The organism is Antribacter soli, from assembly GCF_021568775.1.
GTDB classification, from domain to species: Bacteria; Actinomycetota; Actinomycetes; order Actinomycetales; family Cellulomonadaceae; genus Antribacter; species Antribacter soli.
On record NZ_JAKGSG010000045.1, the window covers coordinates 52,318 to 69,670 of the forward strand.

At 70.3% G+C, this 17,353-nt stretch carries 19 protein-coding genes; 10 read left to right on the forward strand and 9 right to left on the reverse strand.

The genetic code is table 11. The features are described from left to right. The first annotated feature begins 72 nt into the window (after positions 1 to 72). Both L1785_RS16670 and L1785_RS16675 read left to right on the forward strand, forming a co-directional pair. A complete protein-coding gene (locus L1785_RS16670) occupies positions 73 to 1,005 on the forward strand; it encodes an NADP-dependent oxidoreductase (RefSeq protein ID WP_236090412.1) in 933 nt (310 codons plus the stop codon). A 40-nt stretch (positions 1,006 to 1,045) separates the two neighbouring features. Further along, a complete protein-coding gene (locus tag L1785_RS16675; RefSeq protein WP_236090413.1) occupies positions 1,046 to 1,687 on the forward strand; it encodes an NAD(P)-dependent oxidoreductase in 642 nt (213 codons plus the stop codon). 65 nt (positions 1,688 to 1,752) lie between these two features. Here L1785_RS16675 and L1785_RS16680 read toward each other — a convergent pair whose 3' ends face one another. Beyond that, positions 1,753 to 3,054, reverse strand: a complete 1,302-nt coding sequence (locus tag L1785_RS16680) for a dicarboxylate/amino acid:cation symporter (protein WP_236090414.1) — start codon at positions 3,052 to 3,054, stop codon at positions 1,753 to 1,755. A 176-nt stretch (positions 3,055 to 3,230) separates the two neighbouring features. On the opposite strand from L1785_RS16680, the gene L1785_RS16685 reads away from it, so the two are divergent. Together L1785_RS16685 and L1785_RS16690 are read left to right on the forward strand one after the other, a co-directional pair. Beyond that, positions 3,231 to 4,847: a hypothetical protein gene (locus tag L1785_RS16685; RefSeq protein ID WP_236090415.1), complete on the forward strand. Its 1,617-nt coding sequence runs from the start codon at positions 3,231 to 3,233 to the stop codon at positions 4,845 to 4,847. Between the two features lie 113 nt (positions 4,848 to 4,960). After that, on the forward strand, positions 4,961 to 6,070 hold the full coding sequence (locus L1785_RS16690) for a cellulose binding domain-containing protein (RefSeq protein WP_236090416.1): 1,110 nt from the start codon (positions 4,961 to 4,963) through the stop codon (positions 6,068 to 6,070). 86 nt (positions 6,071 to 6,156) lie between these two features. Here L1785_RS16690 and L1785_RS16695 read toward each other — a convergent pair whose 3' ends face one another. Then, entirely contained in the window at positions 6,157 to 6,537 is a 381-nt protein-coding gene (locus L1785_RS16695; protein ID WP_236090417.1) for an MmcQ/YjbR family DNA-binding protein, read from the reverse strand. Between the two features lie 250 nt (positions 6,538 to 6,787). On the opposite strand from L1785_RS16695, the gene L1785_RS16700 reads away from it, so the two are divergent. From L1785_RS16700 to L1785_RS16710, 3 genes are all read left to right on the forward strand, one after another. Then, positions 6,788 to 7,429, forward strand: a complete 642-nt coding sequence (locus L1785_RS16700) for a dihydrofolate reductase family protein (RefSeq protein WP_236090418.1) — start codon at positions 6,788 to 6,790, stop codon at positions 7,427 to 7,429. Between the two features lie 68 nt (positions 7,430 to 7,497). Beyond that, positions 7,498 to 7,881: an ACT domain-containing protein gene (locus tag L1785_RS16705; protein WP_236090419.1), complete on the forward strand. Its 384-nt coding sequence runs from the start codon at positions 7,498 to 7,500 to the stop codon at positions 7,879 to 7,881. A gap of 26 nt (positions 7,882 to 7,907) precedes the next feature. Beyond that, a complete protein-coding gene (locus tag L1785_RS16710; protein WP_236090420.1) occupies positions 7,908 to 8,750 on the forward strand; it encodes a PhzF family phenazine biosynthesis protein in 843 nt (280 codons plus the stop codon). Positions 8,751 to 8,784: 34 nt separating this feature from the next. Here L1785_RS16710 and L1785_RS16715 read toward each other — a convergent pair whose 3' ends face one another. Beyond that, a complete protein-coding gene (locus L1785_RS16715) occupies positions 8,785 to 9,183 on the reverse strand; it encodes a nuclear transport factor 2 family protein (protein WP_236090421.1) in 399 nt (132 codons plus the stop codon). Positions 9,184 to 9,284: 101 nt separating this feature from the next. Here L1785_RS16715 and L1785_RS16720 point away from each other — a divergent pair, with 101 nt between their 5' ends. Continuing rightward, positions 9,285 to 9,845 (forward strand): maltokinase N-terminal cap-like domain-containing protein, encoded by a 561-nt coding sequence (locus tag L1785_RS16720; RefSeq protein WP_236090422.1) that lies wholly within the window; start codon positions 9,285 to 9,287, stop codon positions 9,843 to 9,845. A 15-nt stretch (positions 9,846 to 9,860) separates the two neighbouring features. Beyond that, positions 9,861 to 10,070, forward strand: coding sequence for an SANT/Myb-like DNA-binding domain-containing protein (locus L1785_RS16725; RefSeq protein ID WP_308113358.1), 210 nt, complete (start codon positions 9,861 to 9,863; stop codon positions 10,068 to 10,070). Positions 10,071 to 10,409: 339 nt separating this feature from the next. Here L1785_RS16725 and L1785_RS16730 read toward each other — a convergent pair whose 3' ends face one another. The 5 genes from L1785_RS16730 to L1785_RS16750 form a co-directional block, all read right to left on the reverse strand. Further along, entirely contained in the window at positions 10,410 to 11,342 is a 933-nt protein-coding gene (locus tag L1785_RS16730) for a carbohydrate ABC transporter permease (protein WP_236090423.1), read from the reverse strand. Beyond that, positions 11,339 to 12,241: a carbohydrate ABC transporter permease gene (locus tag L1785_RS16735; RefSeq protein ID WP_236090424.1), complete on the reverse strand. Its 903-nt coding sequence runs from the start codon at positions 12,239 to 12,241 to the stop codon at positions 11,339 to 11,341. The genes L1785_RS16730 and L1785_RS16735 overlap by 4 nt, the downstream gene beginning before the upstream one ends. Positions 12,242 to 12,259: 18 nt before the next feature. Then, the gene (locus L1785_RS16740) at positions 12,260 to 13,528 is read right to left on the reverse strand and encodes an ABC transporter substrate-binding protein (protein ID WP_236090425.1); all 1,269 of its coding nucleotides are present in this window, start codon (positions 13,526 to 13,528) and stop codon (positions 12,260 to 12,262) included. Positions 13,529 to 13,730: 202 nt separating this feature from the next. Beyond that, on the reverse strand, positions 13,731 to 14,936 hold the full coding sequence (locus L1785_RS16745) for a sulfotransferase family protein (protein ID WP_236090426.1): 1,206 nt from the start codon (positions 14,934 to 14,936) through the stop codon (positions 13,731 to 13,733). A 140-nt stretch (positions 14,937 to 15,076) separates the two neighbouring features. Then, positions 15,077 to 16,081, reverse strand: coding sequence for a helix-turn-helix transcriptional regulator (locus L1785_RS16750; protein ID WP_236090427.1), 1,005 nt, complete (start codon positions 16,079 to 16,081; stop codon positions 15,077 to 15,079). A 106-nt stretch (positions 16,082 to 16,187) separates the two neighbouring features. Between L1785_RS16750 and L1785_RS16755 the strand changes: the two genes are divergently transcribed. After that, positions 16,188 to 16,613, forward strand: coding sequence for a VOC family protein (locus L1785_RS16755; RefSeq protein WP_236090428.1), 426 nt, complete (start codon positions 16,188 to 16,190; stop codon positions 16,611 to 16,613). A gap of 123 nt (positions 16,614 to 16,736) precedes the next feature. Here L1785_RS16755 and L1785_RS16760 read toward each other — a convergent pair whose 3' ends face one another. After that, positions 16,737 to 17,186, reverse strand: a complete 450-nt coding sequence (locus tag L1785_RS16760; RefSeq protein ID WP_236090429.1) for an SRPBCC family protein — start codon at positions 17,184 to 17,186, stop codon at positions 16,737 to 16,739. Positions 17,187 to 17,353 lie beyond the last annotated feature (167 nt).

The window sequence follows — 17,353 nt, forward strand, 5'->3', positions numbered from 1 at the left end:
GTTCCACTTGCCTGGTTGGTCATAACCGGAGCGATCGCTCCACTCCGATGATGGGCAGAAGGGCAGCAGATCATGAAGGTTGTCGTGCTGGGCGCGTTCGGTCGGGCCCCCGAGGTGGCTGAGCTGGAGGTGCCGACGCCGGGTGCCGGGGAGGTCCGGGTGCGCGTGCGGGCGGCGTCGATCAACGGGTTCGACGTCGCCGTCGTGAACGGGTACCTGAACGGGGTGATGGAGCACCGCTTCCCGGTGGTGCTCGGCAAGGACTTCGCGGGCACCATCGACGCCGTCGGCGAGGGCGTGGAGGAGTACACGGTCGGTGACCGCGTGTTCGGGGTCGTGGTGAAGGACTTCCTCGGCGACGGGTCGTTCGGTGAGTACGTGACGGTGCCGGCTTCTGTCGGCATCGCGAAGCTGCCGGACGAGATCGCGTTCACCGAGGCCGCAGCCCTCGGGGTTGCCGGGTCGGCGGCCGTGGACTCGTTCGACGCCGCAGGTATCGGCGCGGGCACGACGGTGCTCATCTCGGGGGCGACCGGCGGCGTCGGCCAGCAGACGCTCCAGCTTGCCGCCAAGGCCGGGGCCGTGGTCATCGCGACCGCGCACACCGCGGAGGAGATCGAGAAGGTCGTAGGGCTCGGCGCGGGCCACACGGTGGACCACACCGGCGACGTGATCGCGCAGCTGGGCGAGCTGTACCCCGACGGGGTGGACGTCGTGCTGCACCTCGCGGGCGACCCCGCCGCACTGGCGTCCGTGGTCAAGGCCGGAGGCGTGCTCGTCTCCACGCTCGTGCAGGACCCCGGCCAGGTGTCGGCGGACGGCATCCGGGTCGTGCCGATCTACGCGCAGGCCTCGACGGCCACTCTGGAGCGCCTGGCGCGCAGCCACGCCGAGCAGCACACGACGGTCACCGTCCAGCGGGTCTACGACCTGGACGAGACCCCGGACGCGCTCGGCCACTTCGCCGCCGGCACCCTCGGCAAGCTCGTCGTCTCGATCGACTGACCACCCCGATCGCCACTCGCTCAGCAAGGAGGCCCCTCGCATGAATGTCACCGTCTTCGGCGCCACCGGCGCCATCGGCTCCCTCACCGTCAGCGAGCTTCTCGCACAAGGTCACACCGTGACCGCCCATGCCCGCAATCCGGAGAAGATCCCACCCCGATGGGGCGGTCGCGTCCGGGTGGTGATCGGAGAGATTTCCGACGCAGAGGCGATCGACACCGCCATCACCGGGGCAGACGTGGTGGTCAGCGCACTCGGCCCCAGCATGGACCGTTCAGCGGCCGGGCTCCCGCTCGTGGAAGGGACCGGGCACATCCTCGACGCGATCAAGCGGCACGGGGTGAACCGGTACATCGGTCACGGAACCCCGAGCGTGCTCGACCCGCGGGAGAAGCCCACGGTTCAGACCCGCCTCATCGGGTTCCTGGGGCGCAGGATGTTCCCCCGGGCCTACCAGGAGATGCTCGGCATGAGCAGGCTCGTCATGGGCTCCGCCGTGCCATGGACCATCGTCCGCTTCACCGCACCCAAGGACACTCCGAAGACCGGGGCGCTGCGGGTCGGGTTCTACGGCGCCGACAGGATCGGGTTCGCCGTCAGCCGCGCCGACATCGCCGCGTTCACCGCCGCGCAGGTCGACGACGAGACCTACGTCAACGCCGCCCCGGCAATCAGCAGCTAGGACTCCCACGCTGGTGGTGCACCTCCTCCCCGGAGGAGGTGCACCACGCGTGACGAGACGGAACCTCAGACGGGCTCTTCGACCTTCGAGGTGGCGGCACTGTCCTCGTCGAGCTCGGAGGTGTCGGCACTCGCCGCCGCGACCGTCTTCCGCTCGTCGTAGACGTCCCGGTCGATCTCACCGCTCGCGTTCGCGACGAGCATGGCGACGAGCGTGTCGCCGTTGACGTTGAGGAACGTCCGGAAGATGCCCGTGAACCAGTCCACCGCGATGAGCAGACCCACGGCCTCGAACGGAAGCCCGAGCGACGTGGCGAGGAACATCGCGACGACGGGGAATCCTCCCGGCACGGTGATGGTGCCCATGTTGAGGAGCACGGCGAGCGCCATCCCCAGCACGATCTGCCCGGGCGTCAGGCTGATGTCGCCCGCCTGGGCGAGGAACATCACGACGATCATGTAGTTGAGGACGGCTCCGTACGAGCCCATCGTCAGGCCGACCGACAGGGTGAAGTTCGCGACGCGCTGGCTGATGCCGACCTTCTCGACCGCGTTGCGCAGCACCGTCGGGAAGGTGACGGCCGAGCTCGTCGTCGTGACGGCGACGGCCGTCTGCTCCGCGAGCTTGCGCGGCAGCTTCCACGGGCTCAGCCCCGTGCGCAGCGCGACGATCGTCACGAACAGGGTCAGGAGGATGACCACGCCCAGGAGCGTCGTGCCGAGGTAGCTCAGCGCCGTCGTCACGACGGCGAACCCGACGTCCCCCGCGAGCGCCGCCAGCAGGCAGAACACGCCCACGGGCGCGATGTACATGACGAGCCTGATCATCGAGAGGACGATCTGCTGCAGCTGGTCGAAGAAGGTGAGCACGAGCCGGTTGCCGGTCTTGGCGACGTAGCCGTTGAGTGCGGCACCGAACAGCAGCGAGAAGATGATGATGGGCACCATGGTCGCCGTCGACATCGCGTCGACGATGTTCGTCGACACGAAGGCGAGGACGGTGTCCTGCCATCCCGTTGTCTCCGGTGCGGCCAGCTCGGGGTCGAGCTGCCCCTCGAACACCATTCCCGCCCCGGGTCGGATGAAGGTGGCAAGGCCCCATGCGAGCAGCGCCGCGACGATGGAGAACCCGATCATCCAGCCGAAGGTCCGCAGCGCGAGCCGGCCGGCGCCCTTGCCGCTCATCGAGCCCGTCGCGACGATCACCGAGGCCATGACGAGCGGCACGATCGACATCTGGATGAGTCGGATGAAGAGGTCGCCGACGAACTTCAGGTTGCTCGCCCATTCGCCGACGATGAGCCCGAAGGCGATTCCGGCGACGGCCGCTATGCCGATCTGCAGGGCGGGGTTCCTTAACGCCTTCATGAGTCCTCCTGATGCTCGTTGCGGCCGACGCGCCGCTTCTTGAGGCTAGGGAGAGGCTGTTAGATCGATGGAGACGGGGCGTTACTGTCGCATTTCGGAGTGGCCCGACTCCCGGCCAGTGCGAGGCTTGTCTGGAATGTCTGGTCATGACGGGCGACCTCTGCGATGCTCCCTGCGTGTCCTCGCCACTGACCCGCGCGGCCCTTCAGCGGCTCACGCTTGCTGCCACGCTCCTGCTGGTCCTGTACGGCTGGTCGAGCCTCCCGCTCGACCTGCTGAGCCCCGGGTTCTACGAGCAGACCAGGACGGTGATGGCAGCCGTGGCAGCCGCGTCGGTGGTGCCGGGCCTCGTCCTCGCGGCAGCCGCCGCGACCCGCAGGTCGCGCACGTTCCTGCTTGTCACGACGGTGGTGACGGTGCTCCACCTGTGCGCGGTGCTCGCGGTGGGCCTGCTTGCCGCAGCCGGGGCGCCGCCCGGGCGCGGGTGGGACGGCGTCGGCCCGGCCGCAGGTCAGCTCCTGCTCGCCCTCACGGGCCTCGGCTTCGCGTGGTGGGGCATCACGCGGCCCGTCTCGCGCCCCTGGATCGGGGTCGTGCCGGTTCTCCTGGCGCCGTTCGTGCCGGCCCTGGGTGTCGCGTTGCTGGGCGCGCCGTACCTCTTCGTGTACGTCGTGCTCAGCGGGGGCGGGTTCACCGTCCTCGCGGCAGTCGGCGCGGCCGCGCTGCTCGGGCTCCCCGGCAGGGGGAGCCGCGTCGCGGGCACGTTGCTCGTCGCGTGGGTGGCAGGCGACCGCCTCGCGCCGCCCGTGGGAGTGGGGGGCCTGCCCGCAGCGCAGAGTGCCGGGATCGGTGCCGACCCGGCCATGCCGGCGGCCCTGCAGCTGGTCGTCCTCCTCGCCGCGCTGGTGTGCGGCGCGGTCGCCGTGCTCCCAGCACGGCCCGAGGCGTCCTGGGAGGTCGAGCCGACCACGACGCCGACGGCGGAGCCGGCAGCCACGGACGAGCCGGCCGGGTCCAGCGGGCCGATGAGCCGGGCCGACCTGCGGCGCGCGGCCGGGGGAGCGGCCCTCGCAGTCGTCGTCCTTACGTTGCTGCTCGAGCTGCCGAAGCTCTTCGCCTTCGGACCGGGGATCAATCCGGGCGGCGCGGGGGCTGTCTTCCTGCTGCAGTTCCTCGCCGACGCCGCGATCCCCGCCGCCGCGGCGGTCGTCGCGGGCGCCGCGACGTCGGGCTCCCGCCCGGTGCTCGCCCTCGCGAGCGGGTTCTCGGGTCTCGTCGCCGGGGGCGCGCTCCTGGCCGGGGCCGTGACCGGGGTCGGGGTGCTCGGCCTCGACGTGCAGTCCTACCTGCCCCTGGCCGCCCTCGCCATGTCGCTCGCGCTGGCCTGGGCGGCAACCGCGCGCACCGGTGCCACCGCGACGGCGCTGCGCTGGGCCGCCGTCGTACCGCCGCTGCTCCTGGTCTCGCCGCTGACGCTGCTCGCCGACCCGTCCCGCATGGTCTACGCGCGCGACCCGATGTTCGCGACCTATGTAGCCGACACCCTGCCTGCCCTCGGCGCGGTCGCGGCCGCCGCACTGCTCGGGTACGCCAGCCGCACCATCAGGATCGTGGCGGCCGTGCTGCTCGGGGTGCTGGCCGTCGCCTCGTTCGGCGACGTTGCCGGGGGCGCCGGGATGCTGCGGCGCCTCATCCTGCTCGACGGGCTGACCATCGCGGGCTACTCCCTGGCCTGCCTGCTCGTTGTTGCGTCGGTGCTCGCCCCGGCGAGGGCCGGTTCGTGGCGGCCCTGACCGACGACCCTCCCATGACCCGGATCGTTTAGGTCCGCCGCGCGGCCCCACGGAGGCCGGTTACCTTCCTCCGGAAGCGCCTTCCTCCATCTCACTCTCAGAGGACGTGGACCATGCGAACAGATCGAACGCGAAGAGGCATTGCGATCATCGGCGCGGCGGTCGCTGCCCTCGCCGTCGGCGCGCTGCAGGTGATCCCGGCTGAACCGGCGTCCGCCGAGGAAGGCTGCCAGGTCGACTACGACCTGGTGAGCTCCTGGGGTAGCGGCTTCCAGGCGAACGTCACCATCACCGCAGGCCAGGCCATCGACGGCTGGGACATCTCCTGGCAGTTCCCCGGCGGGACCACGGTCACCAGCGCCTGGAACGTGAGCTGGAGCCAGAGCGGTGCCACCTTTACGGGCGCCGACGTCGGCTGGAACGCCCGCATCGCCCCGGGTCAGAGCGTCCAGGTGTTCGGGTTCGTCGGCTCCGGCAGCACGGCCGCTCCGACGCAGGTCGCCGTCAACGGCGTGCCGTGCGACGGGCAGGGCCAGCCGACGCCCACGCCGACGCCAACCCCCACGCCGACTCCCACACCGACCCCGACGCCCACCCCGGCCGGTCCCGTCCGGATCATGCCGATGGGCGACTCGATCACCGGCAGCCCCGGCTGCTGGCGCGGCAACCTGTGGCAGCTCCTGGTCGACGCCGGGCACGAGGTCGACTTCGTCGGGTCGCAGAGCCAGGGCTGTGCCCCGACCGGGTCCGACGCCGACAACGAGGGCCACGGCGGGTTCCTGGTCACCAGCTCGGTGGCGAACGGCGACACGCGGCGGTGGCTGGAGCAGAACACGCCAGAGGTGCTGCTGCTGCACTTCGGCACCAACGACGTCTGGTCGAACCTCCCGCCCGCTCAGATCCTCGACGCGTACACCACGATCGTGACCGACCTGCGCAGGCTGAACCCCGATGCGACGATCCTGGTCGCCCAGATCATCCCGCTGGAGCCGGCCGCGTCCTTCAACTGCCCCGACTGCGGGCAGCGAGCGGTCGACCTCAACGCCCAGATCCCGGCGTGGGCGGCAGGCCTGAACACCGCGCGGTCGCCCGTCGTCGTGGTCGACCAGTGGACCGGCTTCGACCCGGCGACCGACGCCTACGACGGCGTCCACCCGGACGACAGCGGCAACGTCAAGATCGCCGCGAAGTGGTTCGCGGCCCTGGACCGGGTCCTCCCGTAGCGGGCGGGCACCGGCCGGCGTTCGGCCGGAGCCGGCACGCGGCCGGGGAGCGGGTCCCGTTCAGGACCCGTTCCCCGGCTCGCCCGTCAGGTCTCTTGCCGTTCCGGCCGGCTCACAAGTGTCGCAAGGCTCTCCGGCGCCTGGATGCAGTACGAGTCCGTGAGCAGCTCGGCCAGCTCGTCCCAGTCGGTGCGCTCGTCGAGCACCAGCCCGACGACGTTGCTTCCCCAGTCCGCCTTGAAGTACGGCGGACCGAGGTGCTCGAACGCCTCCACCTCGTCGGGCTCGCCGCGGAACGAGATCCGGACCAGGCCGTCCTCACCGCCGAACACGTGCGCGACCGTGGCCTGCCGGACCTTCCAGGCCACACCTGTCCATGCGTCCCGTTCCACGCACTGGGGGAGACGCTCGAAGATGGCGCCAAGCCGACTCACGATGTCGGCGGGGACAGGTGCTCGCTCGGCCACGGCAGGAGTCTTGCACCCGCCACTGACATCGATCATGGTCCGTCCTCCAGGCGTTCGTACGCGCCTGGTGTCAGGACTGCCGGGGCCCCGGGGAGCGCGGACGTGATGCCCCGGGGCGAGGCGACCTGATCCTGCAGGGCCAACCGCCGCCGGCCTGTGCCGGGCCACATTCCACGGTACGCAGCGATGAGTTTGCCGGCGCCCACAGGTCTACCTCCCGACCGAGACAACGACTCATCGGGAGCAAGCCATGGGCCTCATCTACCTCGAGCTGTTCGCGACCCTGGACCTCGTCGGGCAATCGCCCGGCGGTCCCGACGAGGACCCGGTGGGGTTCCCGTTCGGCGGCTGGCAGGCGCCTCTGTTCGACGAGGTCGCAGGGGCGCAGGTCGGTGCCGCGTACGAGGGCACGGACGCCCTCCTGCTGGGCCGGCGGACGTACGACATCTTCGCCGCCTACTGGCCGCACCAGGAAGGCGGCGAGGACAACGAGATCGCCACGCTCTTCAACCGGGTCCCCAAGTACGTCGCCTCCCGCGGCAAGCCCGACCTCTCGTGGGCCGGGTCCACGCAGCTCGGCCCGGACCTGGCTACCGCGGTGCGTGAGATCCGCGACCGGCACGAGAACATCAAGGTCGTCGGGAGCCTGAACCTGGTGCAGACCCTCCTGCGCGAGAAGCTCTTCGACCGCCTCGACCTCTGGGTGCACCCGATCGTGCTCGGCGTCGGGAAGAAGGTGTTCGACGGCGGCGCGGTGCCCACGAACGTCACCCTCCTCGAACCGCCGGTAGCCGGTCCCAAGGGCACCGTGTACCTGCGCTACGGGCTCGTCGACGGCACCCCCGGGACGGGGGACATGGCCGCACCCGACCGCGGTGTCGAGCGCTCGTAGGGGCGGGACGGGGTCTCCCGGGTCGGCCGGCCATCGGCAACGTCAGTGGCCGGCCGTAGGCTCCGGGCATGTCTGAGCTGTCCTTGCAGGTCCTGCCCGACCGGTTCGTCCTGGAGCACCAGGCCGGGTCCGTCTTTCCCGAGGACGACGAGTGGGTCGCACTCGTGCGCGCCCCGGAGGGGCTGACGGTCCTGCGGCACGCGTCGCCCTTCGCGCCCGACGGCGAACGCTGGGCGGGCCTCTACGGAGACCCGCACCGTGCGCGCGTGGCCGGGGTGCTGGCGTCGGTCGTCGGGCCGTTGGCCGAGACGGGGATCGAGCTGCTCGTGGCCTCGACGTTCCACGCCGACCTCGTCCTGGTCCCCGAGGACCGGCTGGAGGCCGCCGTCGACGTGCTGCGGGAGGCGGGCCACCCCGTGGACGCGAAGGCGATCGGGGGAGCTCGTCGTTGAGGGCCGGCGTCGGTATCGTCCCGGGTGTGGAGCGCAGGTTTCGTCAGGTCGATGTGTTCGGCGAGGGCGCATGCACGGGGAACCCGGTTGCGGTGGTGCTCGACGCGGATGGTCTCGACGATGAGACGCTGCGGAGGTTCTCGGTGTGGTCGAACCTGTCCGAGTGCACGTTCGTGCTGCGTCCGACAGAGCCGGGGGCGGATTACCGGGTGCGCATTCTCAGCCTGAACACCGAGCTGCCGTTCGCGGGACATCCGACGTTGGGAACGGCGCGGGCGTGGCTGGAGGCCGGTGGTGTTCCGGCGACTCCGGGCGTGGTGGTGCAGGAATGCGGTGCGGGGCTGGTGCCGGTTCGCATCGATGATGACAGGCTCGCTTTCGCCGCACCCCCGCGTCTGCGCTCTGGCCCGGTCGATCCCGACACTCGGAATGCGCTGGTCGAGATTCTCGGGATCGGACGCGAGCAGGTGCTGGATGCCGAGTGGCTCGACAACGGGCCCGGCTGGGTGGGCCTCCTGCTCGATGATGCGCGCACCGTTCTCGACCTGCGCCCTGACGCGTCGGCGTATCCGGGCCGCTGGGACATCGGTGTGATCGGCGCCCACGACCCGAACTCCGAGGCGGCGTTCGAGTTGCGGGCGTTCTTCACCGAAGGCGAAGAACCTCTGCGCGAAGACCCCGTGACGGGAAGCCTGAACGCGGCGGCCGCGGAATGGCTCATCGCCACCGGTCGCGCTCGGGCACCCTATGTTGCCGCCCAGGGCACCGCGATGGGGCGGCAGGGGCGCATCCATATCAGCAGCGAGGACGACCGGCTGTGGGTCGGCGGACGAGCCGAGGTCGTTCTCTCCGGAACTGCCACACTCTGATGACCTTGAGCAGAGGCCACCGGGACGGGCACCGTCATCCGGTAACCATGTCGGCGTGCCGGTGGGCTACCTTCCACACGCCGGACTCGCGGCGGTACACCTGAGTGGCGCGCAACGTGTAGCCACCCGGCTGACCGTCGACCGAAACCGAGGTGTGCTCCAGGCCGGCCGTGTATGCCATGTCGCCCACGACGTCGTACGCCTGCAGCTCGACGGCGTACGACGTGCAGTCGGAGAAGGTTCTGCCGAGCGCGCTGAAGAGGTTGTCGATCTCCTGCTGGCCGATGGCGTTGCGCCACGCACCCAGAACGCTCACCGGCTCGTTGCGCGACCAGAGCGCTCGCCGGGGGGCGGCGTCGCCGTTGTGGAGTGCGAGCTCCGCTTCGTACAACGCAGTCTCGAACCAGGCAAGGAATTCATCGCGTTCGGTCATCCCCTCAGGATGCTCCCGGCCCGAGCGTTGTACCCGGGCGAGCGCCACTGGCGCAGTGTGCAGGGGCCGGTGCGCTGGTGGGGCGGTCGTAGGGTCGGACCATGGCGATCCTCCACAATGCGACCCTCGTCCCGTCGAAGCGTGAGATCCTCGCGGGCTGGCTGCCCGCACAACCGTGGTTCCCCGGCGGTGGCTTCGCCCCGGTCGGCAGCTTCCGGCTCGACGATCCCGCGGGGGAGGTCGGCGTCGAGCTCGCCCTGGTTCGGGCCGACGACGGCACCGTGATCCACGTCCCGTGCACCTACCGCGGGGCCGAGGCGCCGGATCTCGCGCACGCCCTGATGGGCACCGCGGAGCACTCGGTCCTGGGTACGCGCTGGTTCTACGACGCCGACGCCGACCCCGTGTACCAGGCGGTCGTTCGGCAGGCGATCCTTGCCGGGGCCGCGCAGGCCGCCGAGGACTGGCACCATCCGGACGGCACCGTCGCACGGCGGGCGAGCACCGTCCGCGCCCAGGGAGTCCCCGGCGACCGGGCCGACGACGACGCCGTCGTACGGACCGTCCGCCTGCCGCACCTGCACGCCCCCGGCATCCCGGCACTGGTCGCGACGTGGGACGGCCAGGACGAGCCCCTGGTGGTGGCCTTCCTCGAATGCTGAACAGCGGCGCCATCGGTGACCAGACGACTGAACCGCGTCAGGAGGCTGGCCCTGCTGCCCGCGGCGCGCGATGAGGTCGAAGGCCTCGAGGCGGGGCTGCTGTTCACAGCCCGCGGGGCGGGGCTGACCTGGGCGCAGATCGCCGATGCGATGGGGTACGGCTCGCCCCAGGCCTGCCAGCAGCGCTATGACCGGCTCACCGCACGGCAGCGGAGCGACTCGTGACCCGCCGTCGCCGACCGGCCTCCTCGTTCTGCACCCGGTGCGCATCCTCGGGTTCGCCGACACGGTGGCCGTCGCCCGCCGGTTCGGGATCGACCCGGACGAGACGTCGTCCCTGCTGCTGGACGTCGAGGCGCGCGGCTGCGTGACGCACTCCGCCTTCCGCGGGCTCGGGGGCTGGGGAGCACGGCTGGGTCGACCGGACCGACGTCGACTCCTGTCATCGCGTGTGGTGCGAGCTCCACGAGGACCTGGTCGCAACTCTGGGGATCGACCGGGGTCCGGAGGGCTGACCGGGCGGGGATGGTCCCGACGGCGCGGTCGGCGTTGAAGTCTTCGAGCTCAGCCCTTGACCGAGCCGGACATCAGGCCACCGACGAAGTACTTCCCCAGGATGATGTAGACGAGCAGCGTGGGCAGCGAGGCGAACAGTGCCCCCGCCATGGAGACGCCGTAGTTCTGCAGCAGCGCACCGTTGGCGAGGTTGTTGAGGGCGAGCGTGACGGGACCGTTCTGGCTCGAGGAGAAGAACACCGCGAACAGGAAGTCGTTCCATGCCGAGGTGAACTGCCAGATGAGCACCACGACGAAGCTCGGTATCGAGATCGGCAGCAGGACCGACCAGTAGGTCCGCAGCATGCCCGCGCCGTCGACGCGGGCGGCCTCGATCAGCTCGTGGGGAACGGTCATGTAGTAGTTGCGGAAGATGAGCGTGGTGATCGGGATGCCGTACACGACGTGCAGGAGGATCAGGGACGGGATGCCGCTCGGGATCCCGAGACCCAGCACGAGACGCGTCAGCGGGATCATGACCGCCTGGTACGGGATGAACATCCCGAAGAGGATGAGGGTGAAGACCAGGTCGGCCCCGCGGAAGCGCCAGCGTGCCAGGACGAAGCCGTTGAGCGAGCCGAGGAACGCCGAGATGATCGCGGCGGGGACGACCATCTGCACGCTGCGCCCGATCGCCGGCGAGAGGGCAGTCCACGCGCCCTGCCAGTTCTCGAGCGTCCACAGCTGCGGCAGGCTCCAGGCACGCGCCGGGGACGCGTCGCCCGCTCCCTTGAAGCTCGTCACCAACAGCACGTAGACGGGGATCAGCACGACGACGACGAAGGCCAGGAGAGCCACGTAGCGCAGGGTGCGCGCCGTCGTGAACCGGCCCCGCTGGACGGAGGTCCGCCGCAGGTCGACCGGGCGGCCGCTCGTGCCCGTCGGGGTGGGGACGGCGTCGGCTCGCGGGTCGGGCACCGCGCCCGCGGTCGCGGCGGTCATCGCTTCTCCTGGCGGTGGAGGTTCACGAGGTAGGGGACGATGATCACGGCCACGATGATGAGCAGGATCGCGCCGACGGCCGCGGAGTTCGCGTAGTCGAAGCTCGACTTGAACACATACATGTCGACGGCCGGCACCTTGGTCTGGTAGTTCGCCGGCTTCGAGATCGACATGATGAGGTCGAACGCCTTGAGCGACATGTGGCCGATGATGATGAGCGCTGAGAGCGCGATCGGCGACAGCTGCGGGAACAGCACGTGCCGGTACAGCTTCCACTCGCTGGCGCCGTCGATGCGGGCGGCCTCGCGCAGCTCTTCGGGGATACCGCGGAACCCGGCGAGGAAGAGCGCCATGACGTAGCCCGAGAGCTGCCAGATCGCGGGGATCGCGATCGCGGTGATCCCGAACGTCACGTTGTTCCACCAGTTGTTCTGGAGGAAGTCGAGGCCGACGATCTGGAACAACCGGTTCAGCCCGGACGCCTGCTCACCCTGGTTCGAGTTCAGCAGCCACCGCCACACCACGCCGGACGCGACGAACGACACGGCCATGGGGAACAGGTAGACGGACCGGAAGATGCCCTCGCCGCGGATCGGCTTGTCGAGCATCCATGCCCACAGGAATCCCATGACCATGGTGCCGACGAGGAAGACCGCGGTGTAGAGCACGAGGTTCGCCAGCGAGTGCTGGAACGCCTCGCTCGCGAGCAGGTCGGTGTAGTTGCGGAACCAGACGACGACGGACGGCTCGCGTCCGGTCGCCTGCGCCGCGGTGTGGTTGTCGGTGACCGAGGTCTGGAAGTTCGCGACGATGAGCCCGTAGACGAAGACGCCGACGAGGATCAGCGACGGCGCGAGCAGGAGCAGCGCCGGACCCGCTCGCCTCAGAGTCTTGAGCATGACCGGTCGCCGGGCGGGTCAGCCCATGGCCGCCGCGGCCAGCTCGGACTGGAACGCGGCGAGGTCGGACGCTCCCGTCGTGAACTTGCTCGTCGCGTCCGAGATCGCGTTGAGGGTCGCGATCGGCGCCGCGGCGCCGTGCGCGAGCGACGACACGATCGTGTCGGTGGCGAAGGAGTCGATCGCGGTCTGCTGGTACTCCGAGAACTCGGCCGGATCGGCGTCAGTGCGCGCGGGGATCGAGCCCTTGGCCTTGTTGAACGCGACCTGGCCCTCGAGGGAGCCGACCGTCTCGAGCCAGGCCTTCGCCCCGTCGGGGTTGGGCGCGCCCACCGGGATGGTGAACGAGTCGGCGAGGAAGTCGAACACGCCGTCCGAGCCGGGCACCGGGAAGACCGTGAAGTCGGTGTTGAGTGCCTTGTCCTGCTCCTCGAACGCCGCGACCGCCCAGTCACCCATGACGTTGAACGCGGCACCGCCGTCGATCACCAGCTGAGTGGCCTCCGGCCAGTCGAGGCCGTCACGGTCGGTGTTGGTGTAGCTCATGAGCTTCTCGAAGTCCTCGAGCGCGGTCGTCACCTCGGCGCCCTCCCAGTCGGTCGAGCCGTCCCAGAGCCCTTGGTACGCGTCGGGGCCGAGCGAGGCCAGCAGCACCGTCTCGAGCAGGTGCACCTGCGTCCAGGTGGTCGCCACCGAGAGCGGGGTGATGCCTGCCGCCTTGAGCTTGTCGAGGTCTGCCATCCAGGCGTCGAGGTCTGCGTAGGCCGTCTCCGGGTCGATGCCGTTGTCCTCGAGCACGGTGGGGTTGGCCCACACCAGGTTCGCCCGGTGGATGTTCGACGGGATCGAGTAGATCGCCCCGTCGTCGGAGCGCAGGCGGTCGACGAGGTCGGCGGGGAAGACGTCGGTGAGCCCGAACTCGTCGTAGAGGTCGGAGACGTCCTCGATCTGGGCGGCGTCGATGTAGTCCTGCAGCTCGGCCCCGGCGTGTGCCTGGAAGGTGTCCGGCGGGTCCTGCGCCTGGAGGCGGGTCTGCAACAGGTCCTTGGCGGCCGAACCGGCACCGCCGGCGACCGCGCCGTTGACGAAGGTGAAGTCCGGGTTCTGCTCCCCGAACACGCCCACGAGCGCGTCGAGGCCTGCCTTCTCCGAGCCTGCGGCCCACCAGGTGAAGACCTCGACGTCTCCGCCGCCGTCACCGGCGTCGCCGTCACCCCCGTCGCCGTCACCGCCGCACGCGGCGAGCGCGAGCGCTACTGCCGCGGCGAGCGCAGTCGCCCTTGCCATCCTGTGGTCGAGTCGCATCTCGAACACCCAGCTTTCGTGGGTCGCCAGGAGCCGGCGGCGGACGGCTGTCCGGAGGACCGGCCGGGCGCATCCTCGCGCCCTGAACCCTCATTCATCGAAAGCCGAGGTCGGGGCGCTGTCAAACGGGGAGGCCCAGGGTCGCCGAATTGTGACCTACGAGGGCGATTCGTTCCACCTGGTTCTACTTCGGCAGGGTCGGGAGCAGGGCCACGTAGTCGGCGAACGCCGCGCGCACCTCATCGCGTTCCAGCCCGAACCGCTCCAGCGTGTACCGGTGCGGCGACCGCTGCTTCGGCGCCTCGCGCGCAGCGGCCAGGTTCGCCTCGTCGATGGCGCCCCACCGCGCGCCGAGCCGCTCGAACAGCTCCGGCAGCGACGCGCCGGGATCGCCGGTGAGGCGGCTGTACGGCAGGTCGAGCACCACATCGGGCCCGAGCTCGGCGCGCTGGGCCAGCGCGCGGGACACGCCCCGGGACATGATCGACAGCCAGCTGCGGCCGATCGCGGCCAGGTCCACCGCAGCCGGATGCAGGTGCATCCACCGCGCGGACTCGGCCAGCGAGCACAGCGAGGCGAGCGCCACCTCGGGGGCGCGGTGGGTCCACACGAACCGGGCGTCCGGGAACACGTCGCGGATCGCGGACATGTGGAACAGGTTCGCCGGGTGCTTGAGCACCCAGCGCCGGGCAGGCCGGCCGTAGGACAGCACCTGGAGCGTGTCGCGCAGGAACCGGTAGTCCGTCCTGAGGTCGATGCTCTCGAGACGTTCGAGATAGTCCGGCATCGGCACGGCGGAGGAGTGCAGCTCCGAGTGGGCGCGGATGAACGTATCCTCCTCCTCGGCCGCCGCGTAGAGCGGGTGGATGGTGTCCCACGTGGGGCTGAGCCGCGACACGATCGCGAACTTCCGCCGGGTGCGCCGGATCAGCGCGGCCTCGGTGCCGGCGTCCACGGCGAGGCCCAGGTGCGTCATCTCCCAGAGCTTCGGCCCGCGATGGGCGGGCGACCGGGACAGCAGGTTGTACGTGAGGGTGGTGCCCGTGCGCGGCATGCCGACCACAAACACCGGGGCCTCCACCGGCTGGTCGGCGATCTCGGGGTGGCGGACACGCAGGTCGCCCACGACCACACGGTTCCTGACCCGGGTACGCACCAGCTCCTGCCCCGCCATCCAGCCGAACGGGCTCAGACCCGGAAAGTCGGCGAACGCTCGCAGGGCCGGCCGGAGGTGCTCGACGTCGGCCGCGTGCTCGGCGCTGAGCGGCGCGTGGCCGCGGGAGACCTCCGTGAAGATCCGGTCGAACACGGCGTCCGGGTCCCGACGGGTCCGCGTTCCGGGCGCCAGGAGGAGGTTGGTCAGGCGAAGCGCAGGCGGGGTCTGGGACACGTCTCTCCAGGGTGTGAGCGCAAGGGTGGCATCCATCCTCCCATGAGGGATATTTCGGACGCGGGGAAAGGAGCCCTGCTCGTCCCGACCGTCCGACAGGCCACGGCAGTGCCGCGAGCCAACCCGACGATCGTCCTGCACTACCAGGACTTCGCCGAGGACGCTGTTGCGGCGTTGCGTGCGGCCAGCTGTCCGAAGGCTTCGGTCAGCTCGGGTGGTCCCACGACGTCGATGTCGGCGTCGAACCGGCCGAGCGAGGCGGCGAGCGCCACCCACGACCATGAACCGGCCTCGAGGCTGCACCTGTCCGGGCCGAGGTCTTCGACCGTTTCGTCACCGGCGAACGGAAGGACGGCGTCGGCCGGCAGGCTGAGGATCACCTTGCCGGTGCAGGGCCAGGTATCGACCTGGTCCGATCCCTTGAAGCGCGCCGACACGAAGTCGCGCACGCTGCCACCGGGGATCTCGCGCGGAGTGAAGCGCGGGCCGTTCGGTGTGCGTGGAGTGATCCGGTCGGCGCGGAAGACGCGCCAGTCGTCGCGCTCGAGGTCCCAGGCGACGAGGTACCAGCGGCCGTGAGAGGTGACGACGTGGTGCGGTTCGGCGCGGCGAGGCGGCAGTGGTTCGACGGCGCCCTCGCGTCGCCGCGGGCTCGAGTAGTCGAACCGCAGCACCTCCCGGGCGCGGACGGCGGTGGAAAGCGTCATGAGCACGTCCGGCGACACCGAGTTGCCGGCTGCGTGCGATGCGTTGGGAATCGCCGTGAACCGGACGGCGTCGAGCCGGTGGCGCAGGCGCGACGGCATCAATTGGCGCACCGTCGTCAAGGCGCGCACGGCCGCTTCCTCGATGCCAGCACCGGCCATGGTGGCCGCCTGCAGGGCGACGGCGAGGGCGATCGCCTGGTCGTCGTCGAACAGCAGCGGGGGTAGCTCGGAGCCGGCCTCCAGGTGGTATCCGCCGTCGGGTCCCATCGACGCCTGGATGCGGTACCCCATCTCGCGCAGCCGATCGACGTCGCGCCGAACGGTGCGATGGCTGATGCCCAGGCGGTCCGCGAGGAGCTGGCCGGGCCAGTCCCGTCGTGTCTGCAGAAGCGACAGCAACGCAAGCAGTCGCGTGGTCGTCGAGGTCGTCGGGGTCACGTCTTCGGAGGGTACGGGCAGTAGAGGACCTTCGCTGTCCGCTACTTCGGGGAGCGTGGTGGTTGCCGGGAACGTTCGGCACCGGCGCTGACTACAAGGAGCAGACATGTCCATCAACACCACCCCGCACCTGAACTTCCGTGGCGACGCTCGTGCGGCGCTGGAGTTCTACCAGTCCGTGTTCGGTGGTCAGCTGGTGACCGTCACCTACGCGGATGCGCACAGCGTGACCGAGCCGGCCGAGGCGGAGCAGGTCATGTGGGGCCAGGTCGCCTCCCAGGAGGGGTTCCGGGTGATGGCGTACGACGTCCCCTCGCACACCGCGTACGAGCCGGGCGTGATTCCCGTCTTCGTCTCGATCCGCAGCACCGACGCGGCGGAGATCGCCGGGTACTGGGAGCGGCTGGTCGAGGGGTCGACCGTCGTCGTGCCGCTCGCCGAGGCAGCGTGGGCGCCCCTGTACGGCATGGTCGAGGACCGCTTCGGCGTGACCTGGGTGCTCGACGTGGAGGTGCCCTGGAGCGCCTCCTGATCCGATGACAGCGGTGGGGCGAGGGATCTCCTCGTCCCACCGCTCCGCGTCAGCGCCCGACCACCGTTTGACGGGCCCTTGGAGACCGTGTCCGCGCGCTGGAAGGGAGCCTGCGGGTCGATCTCACCGGTGTGACGTGCGGGTCCCGTCATCCCGGTGCGCGAGCGTGGCGAGCGCGTCCTTCCAGTGCCCTTCGGCAGCGACCGCGTGCCCCTCTGTGTCGATGTTCTCCTGGACGACGGTGACGAGGGTGCCCCCGTCGTCGGGCTCGAGCATGATGCGGATCTCGTGGTAGTTCTCGGGGACGTCCTCGAGGCCGTTCAGCGGCGCGAAGTGCGTGAAGTGCAGCAGCCGGTGCCGCTCGACCGCGATGACCTGACCCTTGTCGGCGAACGCACGGCCGAAGAAGTGACCCTCGAACGTGATCGGGCTGCCCGGCCGGAAGTCGGTCTCCATGTTGGCGCCCAGCACCCACCGCGCCCCGGGGTGCATGAGCTCGGCCCACACCCGCTCCGGCGGCTCGGCGATGTGCGTCGTCGCGGTGACGGTGTGTCGCGTGGTGCCGGTGCTCATCGCTACCCCCTCGTGGTGATCTCCCACACGACCGTACCCGCCGGCGTGGTCCAGCTCCCACCGCCCGGTCGCCGGCTCGCGCCGGGCGAGCTTGTCACCACCACGGGGATCCCTGGACATCACATCGAGTTCGCGCGAGCGCCGAGGCCGACGTCGGGGTAATTTCA

Bases quoted from the DNA above. Each gene is read 5' to 3' on its own strand.
- L1785_RS16675 (WP_236090413.1), top strand. From the start codon at position 1,046: ATGAATGTCACCGTCTTCGGCGCCACCGGCGCCATCGGCTCCCTCACC.
- L1785_RS16735 (WP_236090424.1), bottom strand. From the start codon at position 12,241: ATGCTCAAGACTCTGAGGCGAGCGGGTCCGGCGCTGCTCCTGCTCGCG.
- L1785_RS16705 (WP_236090419.1), top strand. From the start codon at position 7,498: ATGTCTGAGCTGTCCTTGCAGGTCCTGCCCGACCGGTTCGTCCTGGAG.
- L1785_RS16700 (WP_236090418.1), top strand. From the start codon at position 6,788: ATGGGCCTCATCTACCTCGAGCTGTTCGCGACCCTGGACCTCGTCGGG.
- L1785_RS16720 (WP_236090422.1), top strand. From the start codon at position 9,285: ATGGCGATCCTCCACAATGCGACCCTCGTCCCGTCGAAGCGTGAGATC.
- L1785_RS16715 (WP_236090421.1), bottom strand. From the start codon at position 9,183: ATGACCGAACGCGATGAATTCCTTGCCTGGTTCGAGACTGCGTTGTAC.
- L1785_RS16730 (WP_236090423.1), bottom strand. From the start codon at position 11,342: ATGACCGCCGCGACCGCGGGCGCGGTGCCCGACCCGCGAGCCGACGCC.
- L1785_RS16740 (WP_236090425.1), bottom strand. From the start codon at position 13,528: ATGGCAAGGGCGACTGCGCTCGCCGCGGCAGTAGCGCTCGCGCTCGCC.
- L1785_RS16755 (WP_236090428.1), top strand. From the start codon at position 16,188: ATGTCCATCAACACCACCCCGCACCTGAACTTCCGTGGCGACGCTCGT.
- L1785_RS16690 (WP_236090416.1), top strand. From the start codon at position 4,961: ATGCGAACAGATCGAACGCGAAGAGGCATTGCGATCATCGGCGCGGCG.
- L1785_RS16680 (WP_236090414.1), bottom strand. From the start codon at position 3,054: ATGAAGGCGTTAAGGAACCCCGCCCTGCAGATCGGCATAGCGGCCGTC.
- L1785_RS16670 (WP_236090412.1), top strand. From the start codon at position 73: ATGAAGGTTGTCGTGCTGGGCGCGTTCGGTCGGGCCCCCGAGGTGGCT.
- L1785_RS16760 (WP_236090429.1), bottom strand. From the start codon at position 17,186: ATGAGCACCGGCACCACGCGACACACCGTCACCGCGACGACGCACATC.